The organism is Aliivibrio sp. S3MY1, assembly GCF_028765575.1.
Taxonomy (GTDB): domain Bacteria; phylum Pseudomonadota; class Gammaproteobacteria; order Enterobacterales; family Vibrionaceae; genus Aliivibrio.
In genome coordinates, this window is sequence record NZ_JARACO010000006.1 from 25,525 (window position 1) to 48,941 (window position 23,417).

General features: G+C 41.1%; 17 protein-coding genes. 11 read left to right on the top strand and 6 right to left on the bottom strand.

Going from position 1 to position 23,417, the window contains the following annotated elements:
* Positions 1-15 precede the first annotated feature (15 nt).
* On the top strand, positions 16-3,219 hold the full coding sequence (locus PVK62_RS05650) for a hypothetical protein (protein WP_274443615.1): 3,204 nt from the start codon (positions 16-18) through the stop codon (positions 3,217-3,219).
* An 82-nt stretch (positions 3,220-3,301) separates the two neighbouring features.
* Here the strand turns inward: PVK62_RS05650 and PVK62_RS05655 are convergent, their stop codons facing one another.
* Entirely contained in the window at positions 3,302-3,730 is a 429-nt protein-coding gene (locus PVK62_RS05655) for a phosphate-starvation-inducible protein PsiE (protein ID WP_274443616.1), read from the bottom strand.
* A gap of 242 nt (positions 3,731-3,972) precedes the next feature.
* Here PVK62_RS05655 and gmk point away from each other — a divergent pair, with 242 nt between their 5' ends.
* The 4 genes from gmk (at position 3,973) to trmH (ending at position 8,110) form a co-directional block, all read left to right on the top strand.
* Positions 3,973-4,596, top strand: coding sequence for a guanylate kinase (gmk, locus tag PVK62_RS05660; protein WP_274443617.1), 624 nt, complete (start codon positions 3,973-3,975; stop codon positions 4,594-4,596).
* A 108-nt stretch (positions 4,597-4,704) separates the two neighbouring features.
* Positions 4,705-4,977, top strand: a complete 273-nt coding sequence (gene rpoZ, locus PVK62_RS05665; protein WP_122033355.1) for a DNA-directed RNA polymerase subunit omega — start codon at positions 4,705-4,707, stop codon at positions 4,975-4,977.
* A gap of 53 nt (positions 4,978-5,030) precedes the next feature.
* The gene (gene spoT, locus PVK62_RS05670) at positions 5,031-7,157 is read left to right on the top strand and encodes a bifunctional GTP diphosphokinase/guanosine-3',5'-bis pyrophosphate 3'-pyrophosphohydrolase (RefSeq protein WP_274443618.1); all 2,127 of its coding nucleotides are present in this window, start codon (positions 5,031-5,033) and stop codon (positions 7,155-7,157) included.
* A 263-nt stretch (positions 7,158-7,420) separates the two neighbouring features.
* Positions 7,421-8,110, top strand: coding sequence for a tRNA (guanosine(18)-2'-O)-methyltransferase TrmH (gene trmH, locus PVK62_RS05675; RefSeq protein ID WP_274443619.1), 690 nt, complete (start codon positions 7,421-7,423; stop codon positions 8,108-8,110).
* Between the two features lie 168 nt (positions 8,111-8,278).
* Here the strand turns inward: trmH and PVK62_RS05680 are convergent, their stop codons facing one another.
* From PVK62_RS05680 to typA, 4 genes are all read right to left on the bottom strand, one after another.
* The gene (locus PVK62_RS05680; protein ID WP_274443620.1) at positions 8,279-9,178 is read right to left on the bottom strand and encodes a bifunctional GNAT family N-acetyltransferase/hotdog fold thioesterase; all 900 of its coding nucleotides are present in this window, start codon (positions 9,176-9,178) and stop codon (positions 8,279-8,281) included.
* A gap of 372 nt (positions 9,179-9,550) precedes the next feature.
* The gene (gene dtd, locus PVK62_RS05685) at positions 9,551-9,985 is read right to left on the bottom strand and encodes a D-aminoacyl-tRNA deacylase (RefSeq protein ID WP_065594464.1); all 435 of its coding nucleotides are present in this window, start codon (positions 9,983-9,985) and stop codon (positions 9,551-9,553) included.
* On the bottom strand, positions 9,957-10,889 hold the full coding sequence (locus tag PVK62_RS05690; protein ID WP_274443621.1) for a virulence factor BrkB family protein: 933 nt from the start codon (positions 10,887-10,889) through the stop codon (positions 9,957-9,959). The genes dtd and PVK62_RS05690 overlap by 29 nt, the downstream gene beginning before the upstream one ends.
* 177 nt (positions 10,890-11,066) lie before the next feature.
* Entirely contained in the window at positions 11,067-12,902 is a 1,836-nt protein-coding gene (typA, locus tag PVK62_RS05695; protein ID WP_274443622.1) for a translational GTPase TypA, read from the bottom strand.
* Positions 12,903-13,460: 558 nt separating this feature from the next.
* Here typA and glnA point away from each other — a divergent pair.
* From glnA to add, 5 genes are all read left to right on the top strand, one after another.
* A complete protein-coding gene (gene glnA, locus PVK62_RS05700) occupies positions 13,461-14,870 on the top strand; it encodes a glutamate--ammonia ligase (RefSeq protein WP_274443623.1) in 1,410 nt (469 codons plus the stop codon).
* Between the two features lie 241 nt (positions 14,871-15,111).
* Entirely contained in the window at positions 15,112-16,155 is a 1,044-nt protein-coding gene (gene glnL / locus PVK62_RS05705; RefSeq protein ID WP_274443712.1) for a nitrogen regulation protein NR(II), read from the top strand.
* A 55-nt stretch (positions 16,156-16,210) separates the two neighbouring features.
* Positions 16,211-17,614 carry a nitrogen regulation protein NR(I) gene (gene glnG / locus PVK62_RS05710; RefSeq protein WP_274443624.1) on the top strand — a complete coding sequence of 468 codons (1,404 nt, stop codon included), beginning with the start codon at positions 16,211-16,213 and terminating at the stop codon, positions 17,612-17,614.
* Positions 17,615-17,737: 123 nt separating this feature from the next.
* The gene (locus tag PVK62_RS05715; RefSeq protein ID WP_274443626.1) at positions 17,738-20,290 is read left to right on the top strand and encodes a bifunctional diguanylate cyclase/phosphodiesterase; all 2,553 of its coding nucleotides are present in this window, start codon (positions 17,738-17,740) and stop codon (positions 20,288-20,290) included.
* Positions 20,291-20,425: 135 nt separating this feature from the next.
* Positions 20,426-21,427, top strand: coding sequence for an adenosine deaminase (gene add / locus PVK62_RS05720; RefSeq protein ID WP_274443627.1), 1,002 nt, complete (start codon positions 20,426-20,428; stop codon positions 21,425-21,427).
* Between the two features lie 162 nt (positions 21,428-21,589).
* Here add and PVK62_RS05725 read toward each other — a convergent pair whose 3' ends face one another.
* The gene (locus PVK62_RS05725) at positions 21,590-22,225 is read right to left on the bottom strand and encodes a bifunctional 4-hydroxy-2-oxoglutarate aldolase/2-dehydro-3-deoxy-phosphogluconate aldolase (protein WP_274443629.1); all 636 of its coding nucleotides are present in this window, start codon (positions 22,223-22,225) and stop codon (positions 21,590-21,592) included.
* A 146-nt stretch (positions 22,226-22,371) separates the two neighbouring features.
* On the opposite strand from PVK62_RS05725, the gene PVK62_RS05730 reads away from it, so the two are divergent.
* The gene (locus PVK62_RS05730) at positions 22,372-23,415 is read left to right on the top strand and encodes a COG3650 family protein (protein ID WP_274443630.1); all 1,044 of its coding nucleotides are present in this window, start codon (positions 22,372-22,374) and stop codon (positions 23,413-23,415) included.
* The last annotated feature ends 2 nt before the right edge of the window (positions 23,416-23,417 follow it).

Genomic DNA, 23,417 nt, shown 5'->3' on the forward strand with positions numbered 1-23,417 from the left:
CTAAGAGATAATAATATGGAAGATTTTCCAAAGAACATAACCATTGAAGTTGAGCTAAATAACACTCTCTCTATTCGCGCAGCACTACACCGTTACCAACAATTACTGTATACAAAAGAAGCATTTCAAGATGCCGACTTTTCTACTTTTTTTAATGTCGAATTTGTATCCATTAAAAACAATCAATTACCTGAGCCATTACAGTTAGCCGATGCTGGATTATGCCGACCCGTTCTGGATGAATGCTTTCAAATCAATGAAGAGCGTTATGTGCCGTCATCACACGTATTCTCTTTCGGTGATGCCTCCTACGTTTCTGAGGTTTTATTTTTTGCCCATGCTCTACAATTTAATGAGCTAAAAAACGATATTATCGAGACCGCTAAAGCCATGGTTCATTACGCTCGTTGCGTTAATGATACTTCTGATATGTGGGTTGATGACATGCATATTTTTGGGCTAGAAGCGCTCTACCTTCTTGCTCGTATTCACCCTGATTGCTCTTGGTTACTCGCACAACTGCACATTCCTTATTGGGATTTTGAGCATGTCATCCACTCTGGTGATTACTTATCCTCTCTCCTCTCTCATCTTGGTTGGACAAAGGACACCATTAACGCCTATGTATGGTGTGACTCTACCGAATTACGCTATGCTTTTTATGCAGAAATAGATTGTGGTTCGCCTTATAGTGAGAGTCATCCTTCACTTGCGGAGCACCTACGACAACACCCTGATGATTATCATTATTTCCAGCACGCATTAATTCAACGCTTCAAGGAAATGCCGTTATTGGCTTACTCGAAAATAGAGGAGGATGAGGACAAGAACATTTCAGTTGTCACTCCTTTTTTCCTTACGATGCAAATCCGGTGGGATGAGAGAGAGGATGAAGACCAACTCCCTCTGCAAGAGTGGTTTATTAATGGCACATTAGAAAATGAAATCCATACGTTAGAAACTCGACTACATGCCATGGTTCACACGCCTCTCATTGTGATGTCCGAGAAAAACCAACAGTCAGAAGCGATCCGTCGCGCTTATGATGACAATGATCGCTATCTGAAGGGAAAAGCAATCCAAGATATGAAAGCGTTCTTTGTGGACGGTTTCAATAATGGCGCGGAGCTTTGGGAGTATATTCAACATGGCAATAACCTTGATGTGCTTAACGACATCGAACCGGTTGATATCGCCAAACTCATCAAGGATAAAAATCTCGCATTAAAACAACAAACGAATTGGCATCTCGGTAGTATGGATGCTTTTGATGAGCGCTTACATCGTATCCTTGGGGAGTTTTGTATTGATTTATTCGATGAGTCAGAAAACAGTGACAACACCACCCACCACTCTCAAGGTGGATTAACACTATCACTCACGGTACGTCTTGATTCTAACGTGTTGGAGAAAGAGCACTATTTCGATCCAAAAGCATTACTGCTACGTACTCTTGATGTTTTCCAACGCCTAATGGATGTCGACGAGCTTCACGATAATACCCGTGACATGCTGGTTGATGAGTACAATATCATCTCTCATGAAGCCTTTGATTTGCGCTACACAAACCTCGAAGAAAATGACGAGAACGATCTCGATATTCTTCGTAGTAAACAAATCAACATGTTCAACGCGTTAATTGAGGATATTTATAATCACGACGTTGAAGCAAATCATTTACGATCTTTTGATCGTCTTGTTTCGCTTAATCGTCCATCCGTGATGGCGTGTAATTGGAACGCTGATAGTTTGGTGTGTCACGCTCTTGCTGCCCATCAAATTCGCAATGATTTTAATGCAAATCAATATGATGAGTTAACCCAATTCTTGATCGACTTTATCTCAGAATCGTTCATCGCATCTTGGTTAAGAGCGCTCTTTCAACGCTGCCACCTTGCCTCATCTCCTAATTACGACAATCACGGAAATCCAATTAAAAAAGGCCTATCTAAGGAAGAGGTTACACTTATAACCCAGCATTTTACAGAGTTACCACCAATAGATGGCAATGAAAAAAGCGCTCAGTTATTGATTTCAACCTTGCTCAAACAACACCTAAAAGCAGAAGACGATCGTCTCATTAGTCAGGAGCAACCTTATTATAAACTGTTTTCATTTAGAAAAGGGCAACCTGCGTGTATTGCTGTTTATTTTTTATCACAGCGTATACCTTTAAAAATCAAACCATTAGTAAATAGACTTCTCAATTTCTATGTAGAAGTCGTACCACAACGTACGTTGAATTACATCATCAAAACAGAAACTCCAAATGCAAGTGCTGATTTTGGTGACATCATAAAACGTATTGATTTTTTTGATCATTTAATAAAAGTTGGCATCCCTGCTTCTGTATCATTAGCCTATCAGGCCGTAAATCCAACGGAAGAGGATTATGATCCATCCATGATATCCATCTACAGTGAGATAAATAGTAATGATAATTCCATGTTCGGCTCTATTAATAAGAGAAAAGCTCAAGAATTAGAAATTGGGTTGCAACGTGTAAAACAAAAATCACGCTTAGGATTTTATCATCGGGTACAACAAAAACACCCTGAGTTTACAGGCCTTTGTCAGCCTGATATCGATGATGTATTAACGCGTTTTTCTTATGCCAACATTGATCAATCGCAAGTAAGATTAGACAATACAAGGCTCCAAGAAAATGCCAATGCCTTTCATCAACACTTCATGGCATACCTTTCTGGTAAGGTCTCATTAGAAGAGATGCAGGCGTATTACCACTTACACTGCGATCAGGACTTAAACACGGGTTCTGATTATCGCGGTTACGCTGGGATCGAGGATGTTATATGGAAACTGGATACCTTCAAACGCGATCGTCTGGTGCAATTTTTAATACACCATTCGATTTCTGGAGTGGAATTCATCGCAAGTGGTTATGCAAAAGACCATGACGATGGATATTCAGATGAACAGCAACAACTACTATTGGATTATTTATTAGAACAAAATACCCCTATCGCACGGTTAATTGAATACAGCTTAACAAGCCGTGAAAATGTGTTTGAAAGGTATCTTTTATCTCTTGCTCACAGTAAGGTGCTATTTGTAGAAATGGACAACTTGCATACAGACGATAAATTGCAGTTGCTTGATGTATTAGATAGCTATACGAATACGGAAGAAATGATTGCGCATTATCTACATGACCCATCCCCTAAAGTGGTCAAAAAAGCACAACGTTTTCTGAGTTAACCAAAATAAAAAAGCCTCATAGACGCTATCTCTGACTGAGGCTTTTTATTGACTCAACGGCCTTAAAACGACTTAATCAAGACTACTCATCATATTTCTTACTATTCTCATGCGCTTCATATGGCCAGTAATGATGTCCAGCTCGGATTAATAACGTCGCTGCGGCTAAAATAAAGGCAGCCAATGCTAACCATACGACTAATACCGCATCTAACTCTTTCATTCCTAGCGTGATGTAACGAGCAATGGCCATCATCGCAATATAGATAGGATAACGCACAGGGATCTTACCGTTCATCACAAATTGCTGCACCATGGCGAGCACTTCAAGATAAATAAACATCAATAGGATATCCGTTAACTGGATCTGCCTTACAGAAAACACATGAATAAACTCATTCATCATGGCAAATAAGGTTGCTAACGTGATCGCAACCAACAGAACAGCCTCTAAAATATGAAATACTTTTAAGAAAGGCTTACTAAATGATTTAGGTAAATGAGAAGGCATAAGGAGTTATCCACCGTTATTACTATAATAAATATTGATAATTAATTGGTTACACTCTAATGATAGAGCGAAGACAAGTTAACACAAAATTATTATTTCAATTAGCGTATTTATTTCATTCAAATTAATTGTTGATTGTGCTATTGTTCGCCACCCAATTTTCTATGCTTCGCATTCCTATTTTTTTTACCGTTTAAGTGTAATTTAAAGAAGAAATGCCATAACTCCCAAGAGAATCTATCATGAGTAAAGGCACACTTTATATTGTGTCAGCGCCAAGTGGTGCTGGTAAGTCGAGTTTGATCTCGGCACTGTTAGAAAGCAACCCAACTTATGCTATGAAAGTCTCTGTGTCTCATACTACTCGTGGTATGCGCCCAGGAGAAACAGATGGTGTTCATTACCATTTTATACAGAAAGAGCATTTTGAAGAGCTGATTGAAAAAAATGAATTTCTAGAATACGCAGAAGTTTTTGGTAATTATTACGGAACTTCTCGTGTTTGGATCGAAGAAACTCTTGATAAAGGCATTGATGTATTCTTGGACATTGACTGGCAAGGCGCTCGTCAAATCCGTAAACAGATGCCTTTAGCAAAAAGTGTGTTTATTCTTCCTCCATCAAATGGGGAATTAGAACGACGCTTAAATGCACGTGGTCAAGACAGCGATGCTGTTATTGCTAAGCGCATGAGTGAAGCAAAGTCTGAAATCTCTCACTATAATGAATATGATTATGTGATTATTAATGATGACTTTGATACTGCACAAATGGACTTCCGTTCCATTATTCGTGCAGAGCGCTTAAAGCAAGACAAACAAACTATGAAATACAAAGGTATGTTAGCAGCATTATTAGCTGACTAATTTCTTAGTATTTCTATTAGTATCTCGTAACCCTAGCTAGAAACTTATACCAGTTACTTGTATACTTTCTCAACATATAACTATTTTTGTTAATAAATTGGAGTCCTCATGGCACGTGTAACCGTTCAAGACGCAGTTGAAAAAATCGGCAACCGTTTCGACCTTGTTTTAATTTCATCTCGTCGCGCACGTCAACTACAAACTGGTGGTAAAGATGCGCTAGTGCCTGAAGAGAACGATAAGACTACTGTTATCGCTCTTCGTGAAATTGAAGAAGGCCTGATCACAAAAGATCTACTTGATGCTCGTGAACGTCAAGAGCAACAAGAGCAAGATGCCGCTGAATTAGCAGCAGTAAGCTCAATCACTCACAATCGTTAATCTCTATAGTCTTTTATAGATTATAAATTACAGCAAACCTGACGGGGCGAAATTTGGATTTATTCGATAGCCTGAAAGATGTTGCCAAAGATTACCTGCCAGAGCCTCACATTGAGGCTCTTCGTCGATCTTACCTGGTAGCAAAAGAGGCCCATGAAGGGCAGACTCGCTCAAGTGGCGAACCTTATATCATTCATCCAGTAGCTGTGGCTCGTATCCTTGCAGAAATGCGACTCGACCATAAGACGCTAATGGCTGCACTGCTTCACGATGTTATTGAAGACACAGAAGTTAGCAAGGAAGAGCTAGCAGAACAATTTGGCGAGACTGTTGCTGAATTGGTGGATGGCGTTTCTAAGCTGGACAAACTTAAGTTCCGCGATAAAAAAGAAGCGCAGGCTGAAAACTTCCGAAAAATGGTCATGGCGATGGTGCAAGACATCCGCGTTATTTTGATCAAACTTGCTGACCGTACTCACAATATGCGTACATTAGGTGCTCTACGCCCTGATAAACGCCGTCGTATTGCTCGTGAAACCTTAGAAATTTTCTCTCCTCTGGCACATCGCCTTGGTATCCACAATATTAAAACTGAACTTGAAGAGTTAGGTTTTGAAGCCCTTTACCCAAATCGCTATCGCGTATTAAAGAAAGTAGTAAAATCGGCTCGTGGCAACCGCAAAGAGATGATCCAAAAAATCCATTCCGAAATTGAAGGCCGCCTTGCAGAAGCTGGCATTAAAGGTCGAGTATTGGGTCGAGAGAAAAACCTGTTCTCTATTTATCACAAAATGAAAAACAAAGAGCAGCGCTTCCATACTATTATGGATATCTATGCATTCCGAGTAGTTACTGACAATGTCGATACTTGTTATCGTGCATTAGGTCAGGTTCATAGCCTCTATAAACCTCGCCCTGGTCGTATTAAAGATTACATTGCTGTACCAAAAGCCAATGGCTACCAATCTCTTCATACTTCAATGGTTGGCCCTCACGGTGTCCCTGTTGAAGTGCAGATCCGCACTGAAGACATGGAACAGATGGCGAATAAAGGTGTGGCGGCACACTGGTCGTATAAAGAGGGTGATAACTCAAGTACTACCGCTCAGATCCGCGCTCAGCGTTGGATGCAAAGCTTACTTGAACTGCAACAAAGTGCAGGTAGCTCATTTGAATTTATTGAAAATGTAAAATCGGATTTATTCCCGAACGAAATTTACGTCTTCACACCAAAAGGCCGTATTTTTGAATTGCCTGTTGGCGCAACAGCCGTTGATTTTGCTTACGCCGTTCACTCTGATGTTGGCAACAGCTGTGTTGGTTCACGAGTTAACCGTCAGCCTTACCCTCTAAGTAAACCACTGAAGAGTGGTCAAACGGTTGAAATTATTAGTGCTCCTGGTGCTCGTCCAAATGCCGCTTGGCTAAACTATGTTGTGACCTCAAAAGCACGAACTAAGATCCGCCAAGTACTGAAAACCATGCGTAAAGAAGATTCTGTGATTTTAGGTCGCCGTCTACTCAATCACGCATTAGGCCATAATGTTTATTTAGCTGATATTACTGAAGAAAATATGACTCACGTTTTATCAGACCTAAAATTAGCGACACAAGACGATTTGTTAGCGGCGATTGGTTTAGGCGAATTAATGAGTATTGTCGTTGCACGCCGATTACTTGGCGATGCCGATGAACTGACAGAACAAAACTCATCGAACATTGAGACGTCTACTGGTAAGAAATTACCTATCCGTGGCGCTGATGGTATCTTACTGACATTCGCAAACTGTTGTCGCCCTATTCCTGGTGACCATATTATTGCTCACGTAAGCCCTGGCCGTGGTCTTGTGGTTCATATGGAAGATTGTGCCAACGTTCGTGGTTATCAAAAAGAATTAGATAAGTATATGGGTGTTGAATGGGCTGATGAATTCGATCAAGAATTTGCAACGGCTCTGGATATTGACATTCAAAACCACCAAGGGGCATTAGCAGATTTAGCCAATGTCATTGCTGGTACTGGATCTAATATTCGTGGTATCACAACCGAAGAGAAAGACGGTCGCTTATATACGATAACCATCGAATTAACGGCAAAAGATCGCACGCATTTAGCTGAGATTATGCGTCGAATTCGTGTTATGCCACACGCTCTGAAAGTTCGTAGACATAAGAACTAGAAACTATACGCTACGCTAACTAGAGGCTATAAGTGCCGTATGGTTGGCGTGGTAAGTTCTTAGGTTTCAGGACGCTACGCTTACAGGTTTCAGGTGTACTCGCTTTTGAACCTCCTGAAACCTGAGAACTGAACCCTTTGCTTTTGTTCTTATAGGAGCGAAGCGGTCTAGTCTCTAGTTAGCACCGCGTATAGTTTCTAGTTCCAATTTTACTGCCCTTACTCGTCCCTAGTCCCTCTAACCTATTTCAAGAAATAAAAATCATGAACTTAGAACGCTATCAACGAATTACTTCTGTATTAAAATCACGTCAAACTGACCTCACCCTTTGTTTAGAAGAAACCCATAAATCCAATAACGTATCAGCCATTGTTCGTACCGCTGATGCCACGGGTATTCATAAAATTCATGCGGTATGGCCAACCGAGCAAATGCAAATGTTAGGGCATACTTCCGCAGGAGCTCGTAACTGGGTTGATGTTGAAACTCATAAAAGCATAAAAGATGCCGTTGCGGTTTTAAAAGCGCAAGGCATGCAGATTTTGGCAACTAACCTGTCTGATACTGCGGTTGATTTTCGCGAGGTTGATTACACCAAGCCAACGGCTATCATTTTAGGTAGCGAGAAAACCGGCATCAGCAAAGAAGCATTAGCCCTCGCAGATCAGGATATTATTATTCCTATGGTCGGCATGGTGCAGTCTCTGAATGTTTCTGTTGCTAGTGCATTGGTTTTGTATGAAGCGCAGCGTCAGCGTGATTTAGTGGGCATGTATGACCGTGAAGAGAGTACCCTACCTAAAGAATACATTAATAAAGTCTTATTTGAGCGCGGACACCCTGTACTTGCTAAAGTAGCGAAGCGTAAAGGTCTACCACTTCCTGAGCTGGATGAAACGGGGCAGATCGTGGCGGATGAAGCGTGGTGGGCAAGAATGCAGGCGGCAGATTAAGAGCAAGATCTTAGTAAAGCTAGAGACTATACGTTGCGCTAACTAGAAACTATAAGAGCAAGAGAGGTTCCTCTGAACTCTGCTCTTGCTGTTGCTCTTATAGAAGCGAAGCGGTCTAGTTAGTAAAACGTATAGTTTCTAGTTTCTAGTTAGCAAAGCGTATCGCTTCTAGTTTCTGATCAACATAAACGTTCCTGAAAACTCAGCAGCAGGCTGATCCCCATTACACAAATCAACCTTCACTTTAACTCGAGCTCGCTTACCTGATTTCAAGCGATCAAAATCCCCCTGTAAGCAATTTAATGATGTTATGCCTTTGGGGCTTTCAGTGATCGGCTGACGATAGCGAATATGACTATCAACTAACATTATACTGGTTGTATCCAAACCACGTTCTTTTAGGAGCAACCACACCATTCCCCATGCTGTGAGTGTTCCCATCGTAAAAATACTGCCCGCAAACATGGTATTATGTGGATTCAAATTAGCATTTAATACCGCACCAACTTCAAATCGATAGCCGGTATATTGAGTGATTTTAATCCCCATTTTATCGCTGATTGGTATCTCTTTCTCCCAGCGGTCTTGCAATTCTGCGCACCAATCTGGGCGACGTAATACATCTGCAAGCGGATCGAGTTGCTTAAGCATTTGCTGATGGCGGATCGGACCTCGCTCATCACTGAGCTCTCCTTGGTTTTCAAATCCATTACGAATATAAAAGGGAATCGCCTCTTCACGGGCATTACAGACTAACCGCTTTGCGCCCTCTTGACGCGCGTAAGACTCTAGAGCGACCATAATCAGTGCTCCTATACCTTTGCCTCGATAATTAGAAGAAACGGCCATATAACGGATTTGACCATCATTATCAGGGGTTAAATATAAACGTCCAACGGCAATCGGTTGTCCTCGCCCATCCAAAATCATTCGATGCTGGCTCATATCATCATACGCATCACGCTCTGAACCTTCAGGCTGACGCCAAGGCTCACGCAATACTTGCCAACGGAAATGGTAGTAGGCTTTTAGTTCGGTCTCTGTGGTTGGGGTGATCAATCGAAACATATAAATCCTTTTATTGTTGTTAGGGGTGAGACTTCAGATCGGTCGCAAGCTCCCTTGCAGAGTTCAGGGGTGATCGTTGTGAGACTAGGGACTATACGCTGCGCTAACTAGAGACTATAAGAGCAAAAAGCGAGAGTTCCGGGTTTCAGGCGTCAAAAAGAGCAAAAGCAATCACTCTGCAAGCAAAGCAAACTCAATTCTGTTCTTTCGTTTTTACTCTTATAGAAGCGATCTCGCTAGTAAAACGTATAGTTTCTAGTTCTTCTCCTGAAACCTAAAAAACTAACCACATCAACACACTCGCTCTTATAGTCTCTAGTCTCTAGTCTCTAGTCAGCGAAGCGTATAGCCTCGCTTTTCATCATCCCCACTCTAAACCTGCAACCAAAACGTCACTGGCCCATCATTCACTAGCGACACTTTCATGTCCGCGGCAAAACGTCCTCTTTGCGTATTTATCTTCTCTTCACATAAATCAGAAAAATAATCATACAAACGCTCGGCATCAACAGGATGTGCCCCTTTTGAAAAACCAGGACGAGTCCCTTTTTTGGTATCTGCAGGTAACGTAAATTGCGAAACAACAAGTACACTACCGCCAATTTGTTGCACATTTAAGTTCATCTTACCGTCATCATCTTCAAAAATTCGATACGTAAGAACGCGTTCCATTAAGCGTTTTGCTTTGGCTTCATCATCTTCTCTTTCTACACCGAGTAAGATCAATAATCCTTGATTAATCTCGCCTGTCACTTCGCCATCAACTTTTACTGCGGCTTCACTTACTCTCTGGATCAGTGCTATCACTTTCAATAAATCCTTGCTGTTTTGTTAATGCTTTAATATCAGATTCCAATACATTGGTACTTACTTTACCCGCTAACCATTCATCAAACTCACCTAGGCTTGCGGTAATCTCAGCGCCTATAAGTACGATGATCCAACACAAATAGACCCAAACAAACAAAATAGGAACCGCAGCTAATGCACCGTAAATCACCTGATAAGAGGGAAATTGTGTAATATATTGAGCAAAACCGACTTTGCTCGCTTCAAACAAACACCCTGCCGAAATAGCTCCAACTAAGGCATGACTCACCCGCACTTTCTTATTTGGTACCAATAGGTACAAGCCAACAAATGCTGAGAAAGACAATATGATAGGTAACCAACCTAATAACGTCCGATAAAAACTGGAAACAATGTCATCGTCCATGATCTTCAATGATGTGATATACGATGTGGCCGCAATGCTTGCCCCTACTAATAATGGGCCTAACGTTAGAATCATCCAATAAAGAGAAAATGAATACATTGAACGACGCTTTTTCTTTACTCGCCAGATGTAATTCAGGCTGCGATCAATTGCTGATATCAGCATTATTGAGGCAACAAATAAGAACCCAGAACCGACAGCTGTCATCTTTCCGGTATTAGAAATAAATTCTTTTAAGCTTCCTTCAACGGCATCACTGGCAGCAGGAACAAAGTTTTCAATGACAAAGGCCTGAATGATATCTCCTGCGCCAGAGAATAGAGGAAACTGAGACAATACAGATAATAGAACCGTCACTAATGGCACCAAAGACAATAACGTAATGTAGGCCATATAGCCGGCACTTACTGTGAGTCTATCGTGAATAATGCGTTGTTTTAAATATAAACAATATGACCAACAAATCCTTAGCTTATGTTTGATTTTTGCTTCCATTTATCAACTCTTTAAATAATTTTAATCTGCTGTATACCAATGCAATTAATTAGATAATTACTGGAACTGGTATTAATCATAACAGATAAAAAAAATCCCTTTGTAGTTGCCTACAAAGGGATTTAAATTTTTTATCTGATTTGCGATTTAACTGCGTTAAATCAACACCTCATCTAATTACTTTGGAGCACGACCTGCACGCTTACGATCGTTCTCTGTAAGATGACGCTTACGGATACGGATGCTTGCTGGTGTTACTTCTACTAGCTCATCATCATCGATGAATTCTAGAGCTTGCTCAAGTGTGTACTTGATAGCAGGAGAAAGCGTTTGTGCTTCATCAGTACCAGATGCACGTACGTTAGTCAGTTGCTTACCACGTAGACAGTTGATAGTCAGATCGTTAGCACGGTTATGAATACCGATGATTTGACCTTCGTATACTTCGTCACCGTGTTCAGCAAATAGACGACCACGCTCTTGAAGGTTGAATAGAGAGTAAGTTACTGCTTTACCCATACCGTTCGAGATTAATACGCCGTTAGCACGTTGGCCGATTTCGCCGCCTTTGTGTGGACCGTAGTGATCAAATGAGTGGTAGATTAGACCAGAACCAGATGTCATTGTTAGGAATTCAGTTTGGAAACCGATAAGACCACGAGAAGGCATCATGAAGTCCATGCGAACACGGCCTTTACCATCTGGAGCCATATCTGTTAGCTCACCCTTACGGATACCAATGCTTTCCATGATTGCACCTTGGTGCTCTTCCATAACATCGATAGTTACTGTTTCAAACGGTTCTGTTAGAACACCGTTTTCATCATGTTTGATGATAACTTCAGGACGAGATACTGCTAGCTCGAAACCTTCACGACGCATGTTTTCGATCAGGATAGATAGGTGAAGTTCACCACGGCCTGATACGCGGAATTTATCTGGATCTGAAGCTTGTTCTACACGTAGTGCTACGTTATGAACTAGTTCTTTTTCTAGACGCTCAAGGATGTTACGTGAAGTAACGAACTTACCTTCTTTACCAGCGAAAGGTGAGTTGTTTACTTGGAAAGTCATTGTTACTGTTGGTTCATCAACAGACAGTGGCTTCATCGCTTCAACAGCATTTACGTCACAGATTGTATCTGAAATTTTCAGTTCACCAAGACCTGTGATTGCAATGATGTCACCAGCATTAGCAACGTCAACTTCGTGACGGTCAAGACCTAGGTAACCAAGAACTGTACCTACTTTACCGTTACGTTGTTTGCCATCAGCACCAACGATAGTTACTTGTTGGTTTGCTCTTACAGAACCACGAGTAACACGACAAACACCGATAACACCAACATAAGAGTTGTAATCTAGTTGAGAAACTTGCATTTGTAGAGAACCGTTGATATCAACATTTGGAGCTTCAACGTTATCAACTACCGCTTGGAACAATGGTTCCATGTTCTCGCCAACTTCGCCTTCTTCCATTGTAGCCCAGCCATTTAGAGCTGAAGCGTATACAACAGTGAAGTCTAGTTGGTCATCAGTTGCGCCTAGGTTGTCGAATAGGTCAAAGATTTGATCCATAACCCAATCAGGACGAGCACCTGGACGGTCAATCTTGTTGATAACAACGATTGGCTTAAGGCCGTGTGAGAATGCTTTTTGTGTAACGAAACGCGTTTGAGGCATTGGACCGTCAACCGCATCTACGATAAGAAGAACAGAATCAACCATAGACATAATACGCTCAACTTCACCACCGAAATCGGCGTGTCCAGGAGTATCTACGATGTTGATGCGGTAATCGTTCCAGTTAATTGCTGTATTTTTAGCAAGGATCGTAATACCACGCTCTTTCTCGATGTCGTTCGAGTCCATTACGCGTTCTTCAGTCTCACCACGAGATGATTCTAGTGTGCCTGATTGTTGTAATAGCTTATCAACCAGTGTTGTTTTACCGTGGTCAACGTGCGCAATAATTGCGATATTTCTTAGTTTATCAATCTGTGGAGTAGACATGGATTCAAATTCACTCAGAGCGGGTAGAGCCACCATTGGCGCTACTTTGGTTTAAAAACGGTCAATAATTTAACAGATTTTAGCGCAAAACCCACGAAATATGTGATTGAAGACACAATTTTTTTTCAATTAATTTAATCAAGCCCACAAAAACGACGAAAAAAACGACCATCGCGAACAAAAAACACACACATTACATTTCAACTTCATTTAAAAAATAAATACACAATAATATTTCATTATCAATACGTTAAGAGTATATATATTTTATTCCAATGTTTTTTATACTGGAATTTGATTGACAAATATGCCATTTCACTGCTGAATAGCAGTTAGAAGTAATTAGTGATGATTTATTTTTTAATTGACTTAATTTTTATTTGCACCAAATTAGTGCAAATGGAGATCAAATTGGTGCAACCAATAAGTGATACTCAAAATAAAGCCAGGTAAGTCACTAATATTAAAGGATTATTACTTTTGGCACAGTTCTAGCTATATAGTAAACAACAGCTTAGCTGGCCAATATTTATATTATAACACTGGAGGTTATCCTACATGTCAGTAGAAAACGTATTAGCTCTAATTCAAGAGAACGAAGTAAAATTTATTGATTTACGCTTTACCGATACAAAAGGTAAAGAGCAACACATCTCAATTCCTTCTCATCAAGTTGACGCAGACTTCTTCGAAGACGGTAAAATGTTTGACGGTTCTTCAGTTGCTGGCTGGAAAGGCATTAACGAATCTGACATGGTAATGATGCCAGATGCAGCAAGTGCGGTACTTGACCCATTCACTGCAGATCCAACATTAAACATTCGTTGTGACATTCTTGAACCAACAACAATGCAAGGTTACGATCGTGACCCTCGCTCAATCGCAAAACGTTCAGAAGATTACCTACGTTCAACAGGTCTTGCTGATACCGTTTTAGTTGGTCCAGAACCAGAATTCTTCCTATTTGATGACGTTCGCTTTAACACTGATATGTCAGGTTCTTTCTTTAAGATTGATGATATTGAAGCCGCATGGAACTCAGGTACGGAATACGAAGGCGGCAACAAAGGCCACCGTCCTGGCGTTAAAGGGGGTTACTTCCCTGTAGCTCCTGTTGATTCATCTCAAGATATTCGTTCTGCTATGTGTTTAATCATGGAAGAAATGGGCCTTGTTGTTGAAGCACACCACCATGAAGTAGCAACCGCTGGTCAAAATGAGATCGCAACACGCTTCAATACGCTAACCAACAAAGCAGATGAAACTCAAATCTATAAATATGTTGTTCATAACGTAGCTCACGCTTACGGTAAAACAGCGACTTTCATGCCAAAACCTCTTGTTGGTGACAACGGTTCAGGTATGCACGTTCATATGTCATTGAACAAAGATGGACAAAATTTATTTGCTGGCGATAAGTACGGCGGCCTATCTGAAATGGCTATCTTCTTTATTGGTGGCATCATTAAACACGCTCGTGCAATTAATGCATTTGCTAACCCAACAACTAACTCATACAAGCGTCTTGTTCCTGGCTTTGAAGCACCTGTTATGCTTGCATACTCTGCGCGTAACCGTTCTGCTTCTATCCGTATCCCTGTGGTACCAAGCCCGAAAGCACGTCGTATCGAAGTTCGTTTTGGTGACCCAGCAGCGAACCCATACTTAAGCTACTCTGCAATGCTAATGGCTGGTCTTGACGGTATTAAAAACAAGATTAATCCAGGCGAAGCAATGGACAAAGATCTATATGACCTTCCAGCAGAAGAAGCAGCAGAAATTCCAAAAGTTGCAGAATCTCTAGACATCGCACTTCAAGCTCTAGATTCAGACCGTGAATTCTTAACGGCTGGTGGTGTATTCTCTAATGATTTTATTGATTCTTACATCAACCTTAAATCTCAAGATGTTGCTGCTATCAACACTGCAGTTCACCCACTTGAGTTTGAAATGTACTACTCAGTATAATTTCACGTAACCTACTTTGATTAGATTGTAGATTGCCCTATTTTAGGCTCGCTGAATTAAGCGGGCCTTTTTTATATTGCTAAAGAAAGGCGGCAAGAGAATTGCGTTATCTCTTAGTAGTACCGTGTATCGACTCCCCTTCCGTAAAGTGAAGGAATTGACATAGTTCCCGTCTGAAAAGCAAGGTATAATGCACTATAATGGTGCAATGGGTTTTTGCTATAAGGATAATGGCGCAACTATGGATTTCTCAACACAACTACTCGAACACCAAGTCACTGCAATCTTGCTACTCGATGATCAGCGTAATATTCACTATGCCAACCCTGCGGCTGAACAGCTTTTCTCTCAAAGCGCTCAACGCATGGCTCAACACTGCTTTGATGCGTTATTTCATCATTCTCAATTAGACCTATCTACATTAATGCAGCCTTTGAATACAGGCCAGAGCGTGACTGACAGTGATGTTCGTATCATGATTGAAGATCGTCCGCTGTACATTGAAGTAACATCGAGCCCCATTGAAATAAAGAAAAACCTCTATTTATTGGTTGAGATCCGCCAAATAGAACAGCAACGTCGCTTATCACAAGAAATCAACCAACACGCACAACAACAAGCGGCCAAAGTCTTAGTTCGAAGCTTAGCGCATGAAATAAAAAACCCATTAGGAGGGCTACGTGGCGCAGCTCAACTACTAGAGCGAATGTTGCCCAATCCTGAATTGCATGAATACACCCAAATTATTATTGAGCAAGCCGATCGACTGCGTAATTTAGTCGACCGTTTACTCGGTCCACAAAAGCTAGGCCAGAAAAAACCTGAAAATCTACATGCCGTGATTGAGAAAGTACGCCAGCTCATTGAATTAAATTCAAGCTATCAAGTCTGTATTGTTCGTGATTACGATCCTAGCCTGCCTGACTTTGATATGGACGCCGAACAGATAGAGCAATCCATTTTAAATATCGTCAGCAACGCCGCTGAAATATTAAAAGATCAACCTGATGGTGTGATAACCCTGCGGACTCGTACTGACTATCAGACCAATATTTATGGTCAACGCCATCGACTTGCCGCCAAAATAGACATTATCGATAATGGTCCTGGTATCCCAAGTCATATTCAAGACACATTGTTTTATCCAATGGTGAGTGCTCGCGAAGGAGGTACAGGACTTGGACTCTCCATTTCCCAAAACCTCATCGACCAACACAATGGAAAAATCGATGTAACAAGTTGGCCTGGAAAAACCGTATTTACCATTTACCTTCCACTTAAATAATAAAAATAACGACCACAACAAATACAACTGTATCAGTGGATAACGGAGACAAATTATGAGTAAAGGGTTTATTTGGGTTGTCGATGATGACAGCTCTATTCGCTGGGTGTTAGAAAAGACACTCACCAGCACCAACATGATGTGTGAAAGCTTCGGCGATGCTGAAAGTGTACTCCAAGCACTAGAGCGAAACGTACCAGATGTGATTATTTCTGATATTCGTATGCCGGGAATGGATGGCTTATCATTGCTTAATCATGTTCAGGAAAACTACCCTGACCTACCCGTTATTATCATGACTGCCCATTCAGATTTAGACGCAGCTGTTAGTGCTTATAAAAAAGGGGCTTTTGAGTATTTACCAAAACCGTTTGATATTGATGAAGCTCTTACTTTGGTTGAACGCGCACTTGCTCACAGTCAAGAGCAGAAAAAGCAAAACAGTAACAAGCCAGCCAAAGAGCATCATGTTCCAGAAATTATCGGGGAAGCTCCTGCAATGCAGGAAGTATTTCGAGCCATTGGACGCCTCTCTCGCTCTTCAATTTCAGTCTTAATCAATGGTGAATCAGGCACAGGTAAAGAACTCGTTGCCCACGCTCTTCATCGTCATAGCCCGCGTGCTAGCAATGAGTTCATTGCCTTAAACATGGCGGCGATCCCAAAAGATCTGATTGAATCTGAATTATTTGGCCACGAAAAAGGCGCATTTACTGGTGCAAGTGCCATTCGTAAAGGTCGCTTTGAACAAGCCAATGGCGGAACCTTATTTTTAGATGAAATTGGTGATATGCCCCTTGATATACAAACGCGCTTATTAAGAGTATTGGCTGATGGTCAGTTTTATCGTGTTGGCGGGCACTCCCCAGTACAAGTCGACGTTCGGATCATCGCTGCAACTCATCAAAACTTGGAAAAATTGGTCGCCGATGGTGGGTTTCGTGAAGATTTATTTCACCGCCTCAATGTTATTCGTGTTCATATTCCAGCACTTCGAGAGCGCCAAGAAGACATTCAAAAATTAACTGAGCATTTTTTACACTTGGCCTCTAAAGAGCTAGGGATAGAGTGTAAAACACTGAGCAATGAAGCAAGTAAAGCGCTAAGCCAATGTGCCTGGCCCGGCAATGTAAGGCAGTTAGAAAACACCTGTCGTTGGTTGACCGTCATGGCAAGCAGCCAAGACGTTCTCGTTTCTGATTTACCTCAAGAGTTATTTAACTCACCAAGCAACACCAGCAATACTGCTAGCGCGGATTGGCAATCCCAATTAAGTCGTTGGGTAGAAGAACAACTACATCAAGGCGAAGCTGACATCCTAAATAAAGTCATTCCTAATGTTGAGCGTATATTATTAGAAAAGGCCCTTAATCATACACACGGCCATAAACAAGAAGCCGCAAAATTGCTTGGTTGGGGAAGAAACACCTTAACTCGAAAATTAAAAGAGATTGAATAACACTTTTAAATACTTTTAAACACTTTTAAACACTTTTAAACACTTAGTTAGGAAGAATGTATAAAATCTAACAATTAATCAGCTATAATGCTAAGCAGAACGATACTGTATAAAAAGATCTTTATGAATAATACAACCACCAAAAAGCAGTTTTCTTTAAGATCCGCTGTGATGTTGCCTTTCATTACCGTATTGCTGTTAACACTAAGTGTGGTTTTCTATACCCAAAATAATAGCTATGAGAAATTAGTTGATGATGTCAGCGGTAAAATACTTACCTCTTATACGCAAAACACGCACACTAATCTAAATATTTTCTTAAAAGACCCTTTTATCGCCGTTCAGAATATTGTTGATCAAATTCAGCGCTACCAAATATATCAACCAAACGATACCAAAGAAATGCAATCCTACTTAGAACACAGTTTTTTAGGATTATATAAAGATTTAAAACAGATGGATGTTTTATCTTTTGGTAGTGAACAAAGAGAGTATGTTGGTTTTCGTCAAGAAAGTAATCGCGCGATCTCTCTTATGCTTCAAGATAAGCGCACCGGAGATGACCTCATTATCTATCGTGGTAATAAAATCTCTGATGATATTCGAACCACTGTATATAATTATGACCCTCGTCAAAGGCCTTGGTATACCCCTGCGGCTGACACTTTAACGCCTTCATGGTCAAAAATTTACACCAATGCTGATGAACGCAAAGAGATCACAATTTCCACTATGCATCCTGTTTTTTATGATGATGATTTTATTGGCGTCTTTGCCGCAGATGTAAAGTTAAACGCATTTGATGCCTTTTTAAATAAAGAGGCTCAACTGATAAAAGGCTCGATTTACCTTATCGATAATGAGCAGCGCTTAATTGCTCACTCGACTATGGGCAGCATCATTTCTCTTGGCTCTCCAAGTAGTCCTGTAGGATCTCGGTTATTAGCAATTGAAAGCTCTGATATTGCGATTCAGAAAAGTGCCGAATACATTAAAGAAAATCAGCTAATGAATCGTAACAAAGCAGAAGTGTTCTATTTCCCTCACAATGGCGAACGCTACTTCAGCCAAATTACACCTTATCGAGACAATAATGGCCTTGATTGGTATATCGTCATTGCAATTTCAGAAAGTGATTTACTTGGTCAATTACAACAAGAGCAACGTAAAGGGCTTTTCTTTGGTATTTTACTGGCGTTAGTGGGGCTAATTGTCGGAGTATACTCAATCACTCAAGTCATAAAACCTATTTTTACTACCGCCAATGCTGCTCGTAACATTGCCAATGGAAATTGGGATAATAACGTTGAAGCTAAAGGCAACATCTATGAAACCACGATGCTAATGAATGCCTTTAATGACATGACTCAAAAGTTGCAATCTTCGTTTGAAGCCATGCGCCAACAAATCACGTTTGATTCATTAACTCAGGTATTAAGCCGACAAGGCCTCATTGAACATAGCCGAACTATGCTGGATAAACAGCAAGATAATGAACAGGGACTCATCCTTATTGGTATTAATAACTTTCGAGATATTAACGACAGCTTGGGCATCTTAGAAGGCGACCAGCTATTAAAACGTATCACTGAACGCTTACAAGCCAGCTTTACTAACAAGAATATTGCGATTGGCCGTGTAGGTGGGGATGAATTTGGGCTTTTCTTGGCTGATATTAAAGATATTAACCAACTGCAACAGTATGCTCTAGATGTTCATTCCTGCTTTATGACTCCATTTCAAATAAGCACTAACCCGACCTTGATTTCGATCTCAATTGGTTTAGTACACGGTAATTTACATTATGACTCTATGACGTTATGGCTTAGAAATGCCAGCATTGCACTTGGTCTGGCTAAAAAGAATAACATTAACATTTCTTTATACTCTCCTGAAATGGCGGAAGCTTCACTGCATAAAGCCACGATTACCGCCGAGTTGGCCTCAGCGATTGAAAACAATGAAATGGTACCATTTTACCAACCCATCATTGATGTAAAAACAGGGAATATAATTGGTGCAGAAGCTCTTATTCGGTGGTTCAATCCACGCAGAGGAATGGTGTCCCCGTTAGAATTTATTCCTCTTGCAGAGGACAATGGCATGATTATTCCTATTGGTGCTCAGGTCCTAACTCAAGCCTGTCTTGATACCGTAGAACGCATTAATCAAGGCTTGTGGCCACACGATTTCCATATGCACGTCAATCTATCTGTCTGTCAATTAACGCAAGACAACTTCTTAGAAGGCCTGGAATTAATACTGAAAAAAACAGCGATGCCACCACAAAACTTAACGTTAGAAATCACAGAGTCTCGTCTCGTTAATCACGATACGAACACCACAGATACGATGCAACGTATTCGTGATTTAGGCATTCAAATTGCCATTGATGATTTTGGTACTGGCTATTCTTCACTAGCGTACATTCATAAATTACCTTTTGACGTACTAAAAGTAGACCGCTCATTTATCAAAGACCTCACAGAAGATAATCTTGATTCCTCAATAGCGGCGGCAGTTTATAATATGACAAAAGGCTTTAAAATAACTCTTGTTGCTGAGGGAATTGAGACTCAAGAACAAGCAGATCTATTAAGCCGATTAAATTACGACCATGTTCAAGGGTTCCTTTATAGTCGCCCACTGCCACTATCTGACTGGCCAACAGAATAAGTTAACATCACAGCGCAATCCATCAAATTGCGCTGCTTTTAGCCAATCGGCTACTGACATCATAATAATGTCTCTCTATACTCAGTCTTAATATATATATATGCATTCACGTCTTTTTTGTAGGAACAGTTCATAATGATAACTAAAACACTCCCTCTTACGGATTTGCATCGTCATCTTGATGGCAACATTCGAATTGAAACTATCTTAGATTTAGGTCAAAAATTTGGGCTAAAATTACCTGCTCATGATCTTGAATCATTGCGTCCTCACGTCCAAATCGTAGAAGCAGAGCCAAGTCTTGTTGCCTTTTTATCTAAACTTGATTGGGGTGTGGCGGTTCTTGGTGATCTAGACGCCTGTCGTCGTGTGGCTTATGAAAACGTACAAGATGCAATGAACGCACAAATTGATTACGCAGAATTACGTTTCTCTCCATACTACATGGCAATGAAGCACAATTTACCGATTGCAGGCGTTGTTGAAGCGGTTGTGGATGGCGTTGAAGCAGGCTGTAAAGATTTTGGTGTAAAAGCCAACCTCATTGGTATTATGAGCCGCACTTTTGGTCAAGATGCTTGTCAGCAAGAACTAGATGGCCTTCTAACTCAAAAGAATAAGCTGGTTGCAATTGATTTAGCGGGTGATGAGCTAGGGCAACCTGGTGATCGCTTTGTGAGCCACTTTAACCAAGTTCGCGATGCCGGTCTTCGAGTGACAGTTCATGCAGGTGAAGCTGCTGGTGCAGAAAGTATGTGGCAAGCGATTAATGAGCTTGGTGCGGTACGTATTGGTCACGGTGTTAAGGCTGTTGAAGACCCTAAACTGATGGAGTTCTTAGCGAAAAACAACATTGGTATTGAATCATGTTTAACCTCTAATATTCAAACAAGTACCGTTGCTTCGTTCGCATCTCACCCTATCAAAACTTTCCTTGCTCACGGTATTAAAGTTTGTCTAAATACGGATGATCCTGCGGTTGAAGGTATTGAGCTTCCGTATGAATATGAAGTGGCGGCACCAAAAGTTGGCTTAACTCAGGACCAACTTCGCCAAATTCAAATTAATGGTTTGGATCTGGCTTTCTTAAGTGATGCAGAGAAACAAGCGTTGCGTGATATGGCAGCTAAGCGCTAATTAAATTAAAGCAGGTTTCAGGGCGCTACGCTTACAGGTTTCAGGAGTACTTGCTTCTGATTTTCCTGAAGCCTGAACCCTGAATCCTATCTTTTGCTCTTATAGGAGCAGAGCGGTCTAGTCTCTAGTTAGCGCAGCGTATCGCTTCTAGTCTCTCAATTCTTACTTAATCAACTCAACCGCTTCTTTCGTAAGTTTTGTCACTTTCGCCCAATCTTTTTCAGCAATGGCCTCTTTTGGTAGCATCCAAGAACCACCTACCGTCGCCACACAATCCAATGCGGTGTAGTCATTTACATTCTGTGGGTTAATGCCGCCCGTTGGACAGAACTGAACTTGTGGTAACGGCGCAGCCATTGCTTTTAATACTGATGGTCCACCAAACGCACTTGCTGGGAAGAATTTTAAGTGTGCATAGCCAAGCTCAATCGCACGAATAACTTCTGATGGTGTTGCAACACCTGGAATTAATGGAACATCCGCCGTTTTTGCATGAGCTAATAAACTTGGTGTAAATCCTGGTGAAATAATAAATTGAGCTCCAGCTTCAACCGCTTGATCATACTGCTGGGTACTGATCACGGTGCCTGCACCAACTAATGCTTTTGGCATCGCTTTACGAATCGCCGTAATTGCCTCCAAAGCAACCGCTGTTCGTAGCGTTATTTCAAATACATTAATCCCACCAGCAGCTAATGCTTGAGCCATTGGCACTGCATCTTCCAACTGTTCAATAACCATAACAGGGACAACAGGTGATGCACTAAATACGTCTGAAGGCGAAAGGGTCCAACTCATATTTCTCTTAGCTCTCTTTATTCATTTAAATAACCCTACTATTTTACGCTAAATTACACCCAATAGCTCTGACAAAGGTGAATTCCCTCTCATTTTTACTGTCCTATGGCATACTAGTATTCACACTGACCATGCAGAGAAATAGGATGAAAAGATCACTACTGGCTTTAGGCGCTTTATTATTTGTCGCAGGATGTAGCCAACAATCATCAATACAAACATCAGGGGATCCTTCTGAAGTTAATCAATTAAGTGATATCAAAACACCGCATACTTTCATGCTGCGTGGCACTGTCATTATTGGCCATGAATCTCAAAGCATTCAGCCTTGTCATAGCGATCTACAATATTGGATAAACCTATCTCCTGCGCAGTGGCAAGCGGGTACAGATATCCAATCATCCCCTTATCAGCCTATGTATGGTGAATTAATCGGCCATTTTGAGGCGCCACCAAAGGGCGGTTTTGCCAATGACTATCCTGCCCGATTTGTTGTCTCTCAAATAAATACTCTCGTGGCTGGCGAAGGGGCATCTTGCCAAAGAAATGTTCAACCGACTAAGGCCTTTGGTACTGAACCATTTTGGAGTGTACAGGTAGTTAACGGTGAACTCGTCTTCTCTGAAATGGGAAAGCCAAAGCAACAACAGATCATTACAGAACAAATCCTTGAGATAAATAAACGTGTTTATCAAAGTCGTGACTTCTCTTTAACCATGAGCAAAGGGATCTGCAAAGACAGCATGGTTGAGTCCATTTATGGGTGGCATTCAGAAGTGGCTATTAACGGTAAGAAATACCAAGGCTGCGCTACACTAGCCGCAAAAGATACAACACTCAATTGGGTAGAAGCCTATCAGGGGACAAGCACGATTGGAGGTTCAGGATTAACCATTGGTTTAACATTAAATCCTGACCATTCAGCAGTCACCACTTATGATTACAATACAGATGAACCTCAATTGGTTGAAACTGGTATATGGCAAGCAACTAAGGACAACAAACTTCACGTCCTGATGAGTCGTCATCAGCGCCAATACATGATCTCAGAGCGGATATTTACCAAAAATGGTACCCAAATATCTACCGACAAAGAGCGAGTAAATGGTGTGATTTTCCCGATTCAATCTGGATTAACCCTTTATTCAATCGACAACGTAAATTCAACCAACACGATACAAGGTCAATAATA

Coding starts and splice junctions, on each gene's coding strand:
- PVK62_RS05650 (WP_274443615.1), top strand. CDS start 16: ATGGAAGATTTTCCAAAGAACATAACCATTGAAGTTGAGCTAAATAAC.
- PVK62_RS05655 (WP_274443616.1), bottom strand. CDS start 3,730: ATGCCTTCTCATTTACCTAAATCATTTAGTAAGCCTTTCTTAAAAGTA.
- add (WP_274443627.1), top strand. CDS start 20,426: ATGATAACTAAAACACTCCCTCTTACGGATTTGCATCGTCATCTTGAT.
- glnA (WP_274443623.1), top strand. CDS start 13,461: ATGTCAGTAGAAAACGTATTAGCTCTAATTCAAGAGAACGAAGTAAAA.
- trmH (WP_274443619.1), top strand. CDS start 7,421: ATGAACTTAGAACGCTATCAACGAATTACTTCTGTATTAAAATCACGT.
- typA (WP_274443622.1), bottom strand. CDS start 12,902: ATGTCTACTCCACAGATTGATAAACTAAGAAATATCGCAATTATTGCG.
- gmk (WP_274443617.1), top strand. CDS start 3,973: ATGAGTAAAGGCACACTTTATATTGTGTCAGCGCCAAGTGGTGCTGGT.
- glnL (WP_274443712.1), top strand. CDS start 15,112: ATGGATTTCTCAACACAACTACTCGAACACCAAGTCACTGCAATCTTG.
- rpoZ (WP_122033355.1), top strand. CDS start 4,705: ATGGCACGTGTAACCGTTCAAGACGCAGTTGAAAAAATCGGCAACCGT.
- PVK62_RS05725 (WP_274443629.1), bottom strand. CDS start 22,225: ATGAGTTGGACCCTTTCGCCTTCAGACGTATTTAGTGCATCACCTGTT.
- PVK62_RS05690 (WP_274443621.1), bottom strand. CDS start 10,889: ATGGAAGCAAAAATCAAACATAAGCTAAGGATTTGTTGGTCATATTGT.
- glnG (WP_274443624.1), top strand. CDS start 16,211: ATGAGTAAAGGGTTTATTTGGGTTGTCGATGATGACAGCTCTATTCGC.
- PVK62_RS05680 (WP_274443620.1), bottom strand. CDS start 9,178: ATGTTTCGATTGATCACCCCAACCACAGAGACCGAACTAAAAGCCTAC.
- PVK62_RS05715 (WP_274443626.1), top strand. CDS start 17,738: ATGAATAATACAACCACCAAAAAGCAGTTTTCTTTAAGATCCGCTGTG.
- PVK62_RS05730 (WP_274443630.1), top strand. CDS start 22,372: ATGAAAAGATCACTACTGGCTTTAGGCGCTTTATTATTTGTCGCAGGA.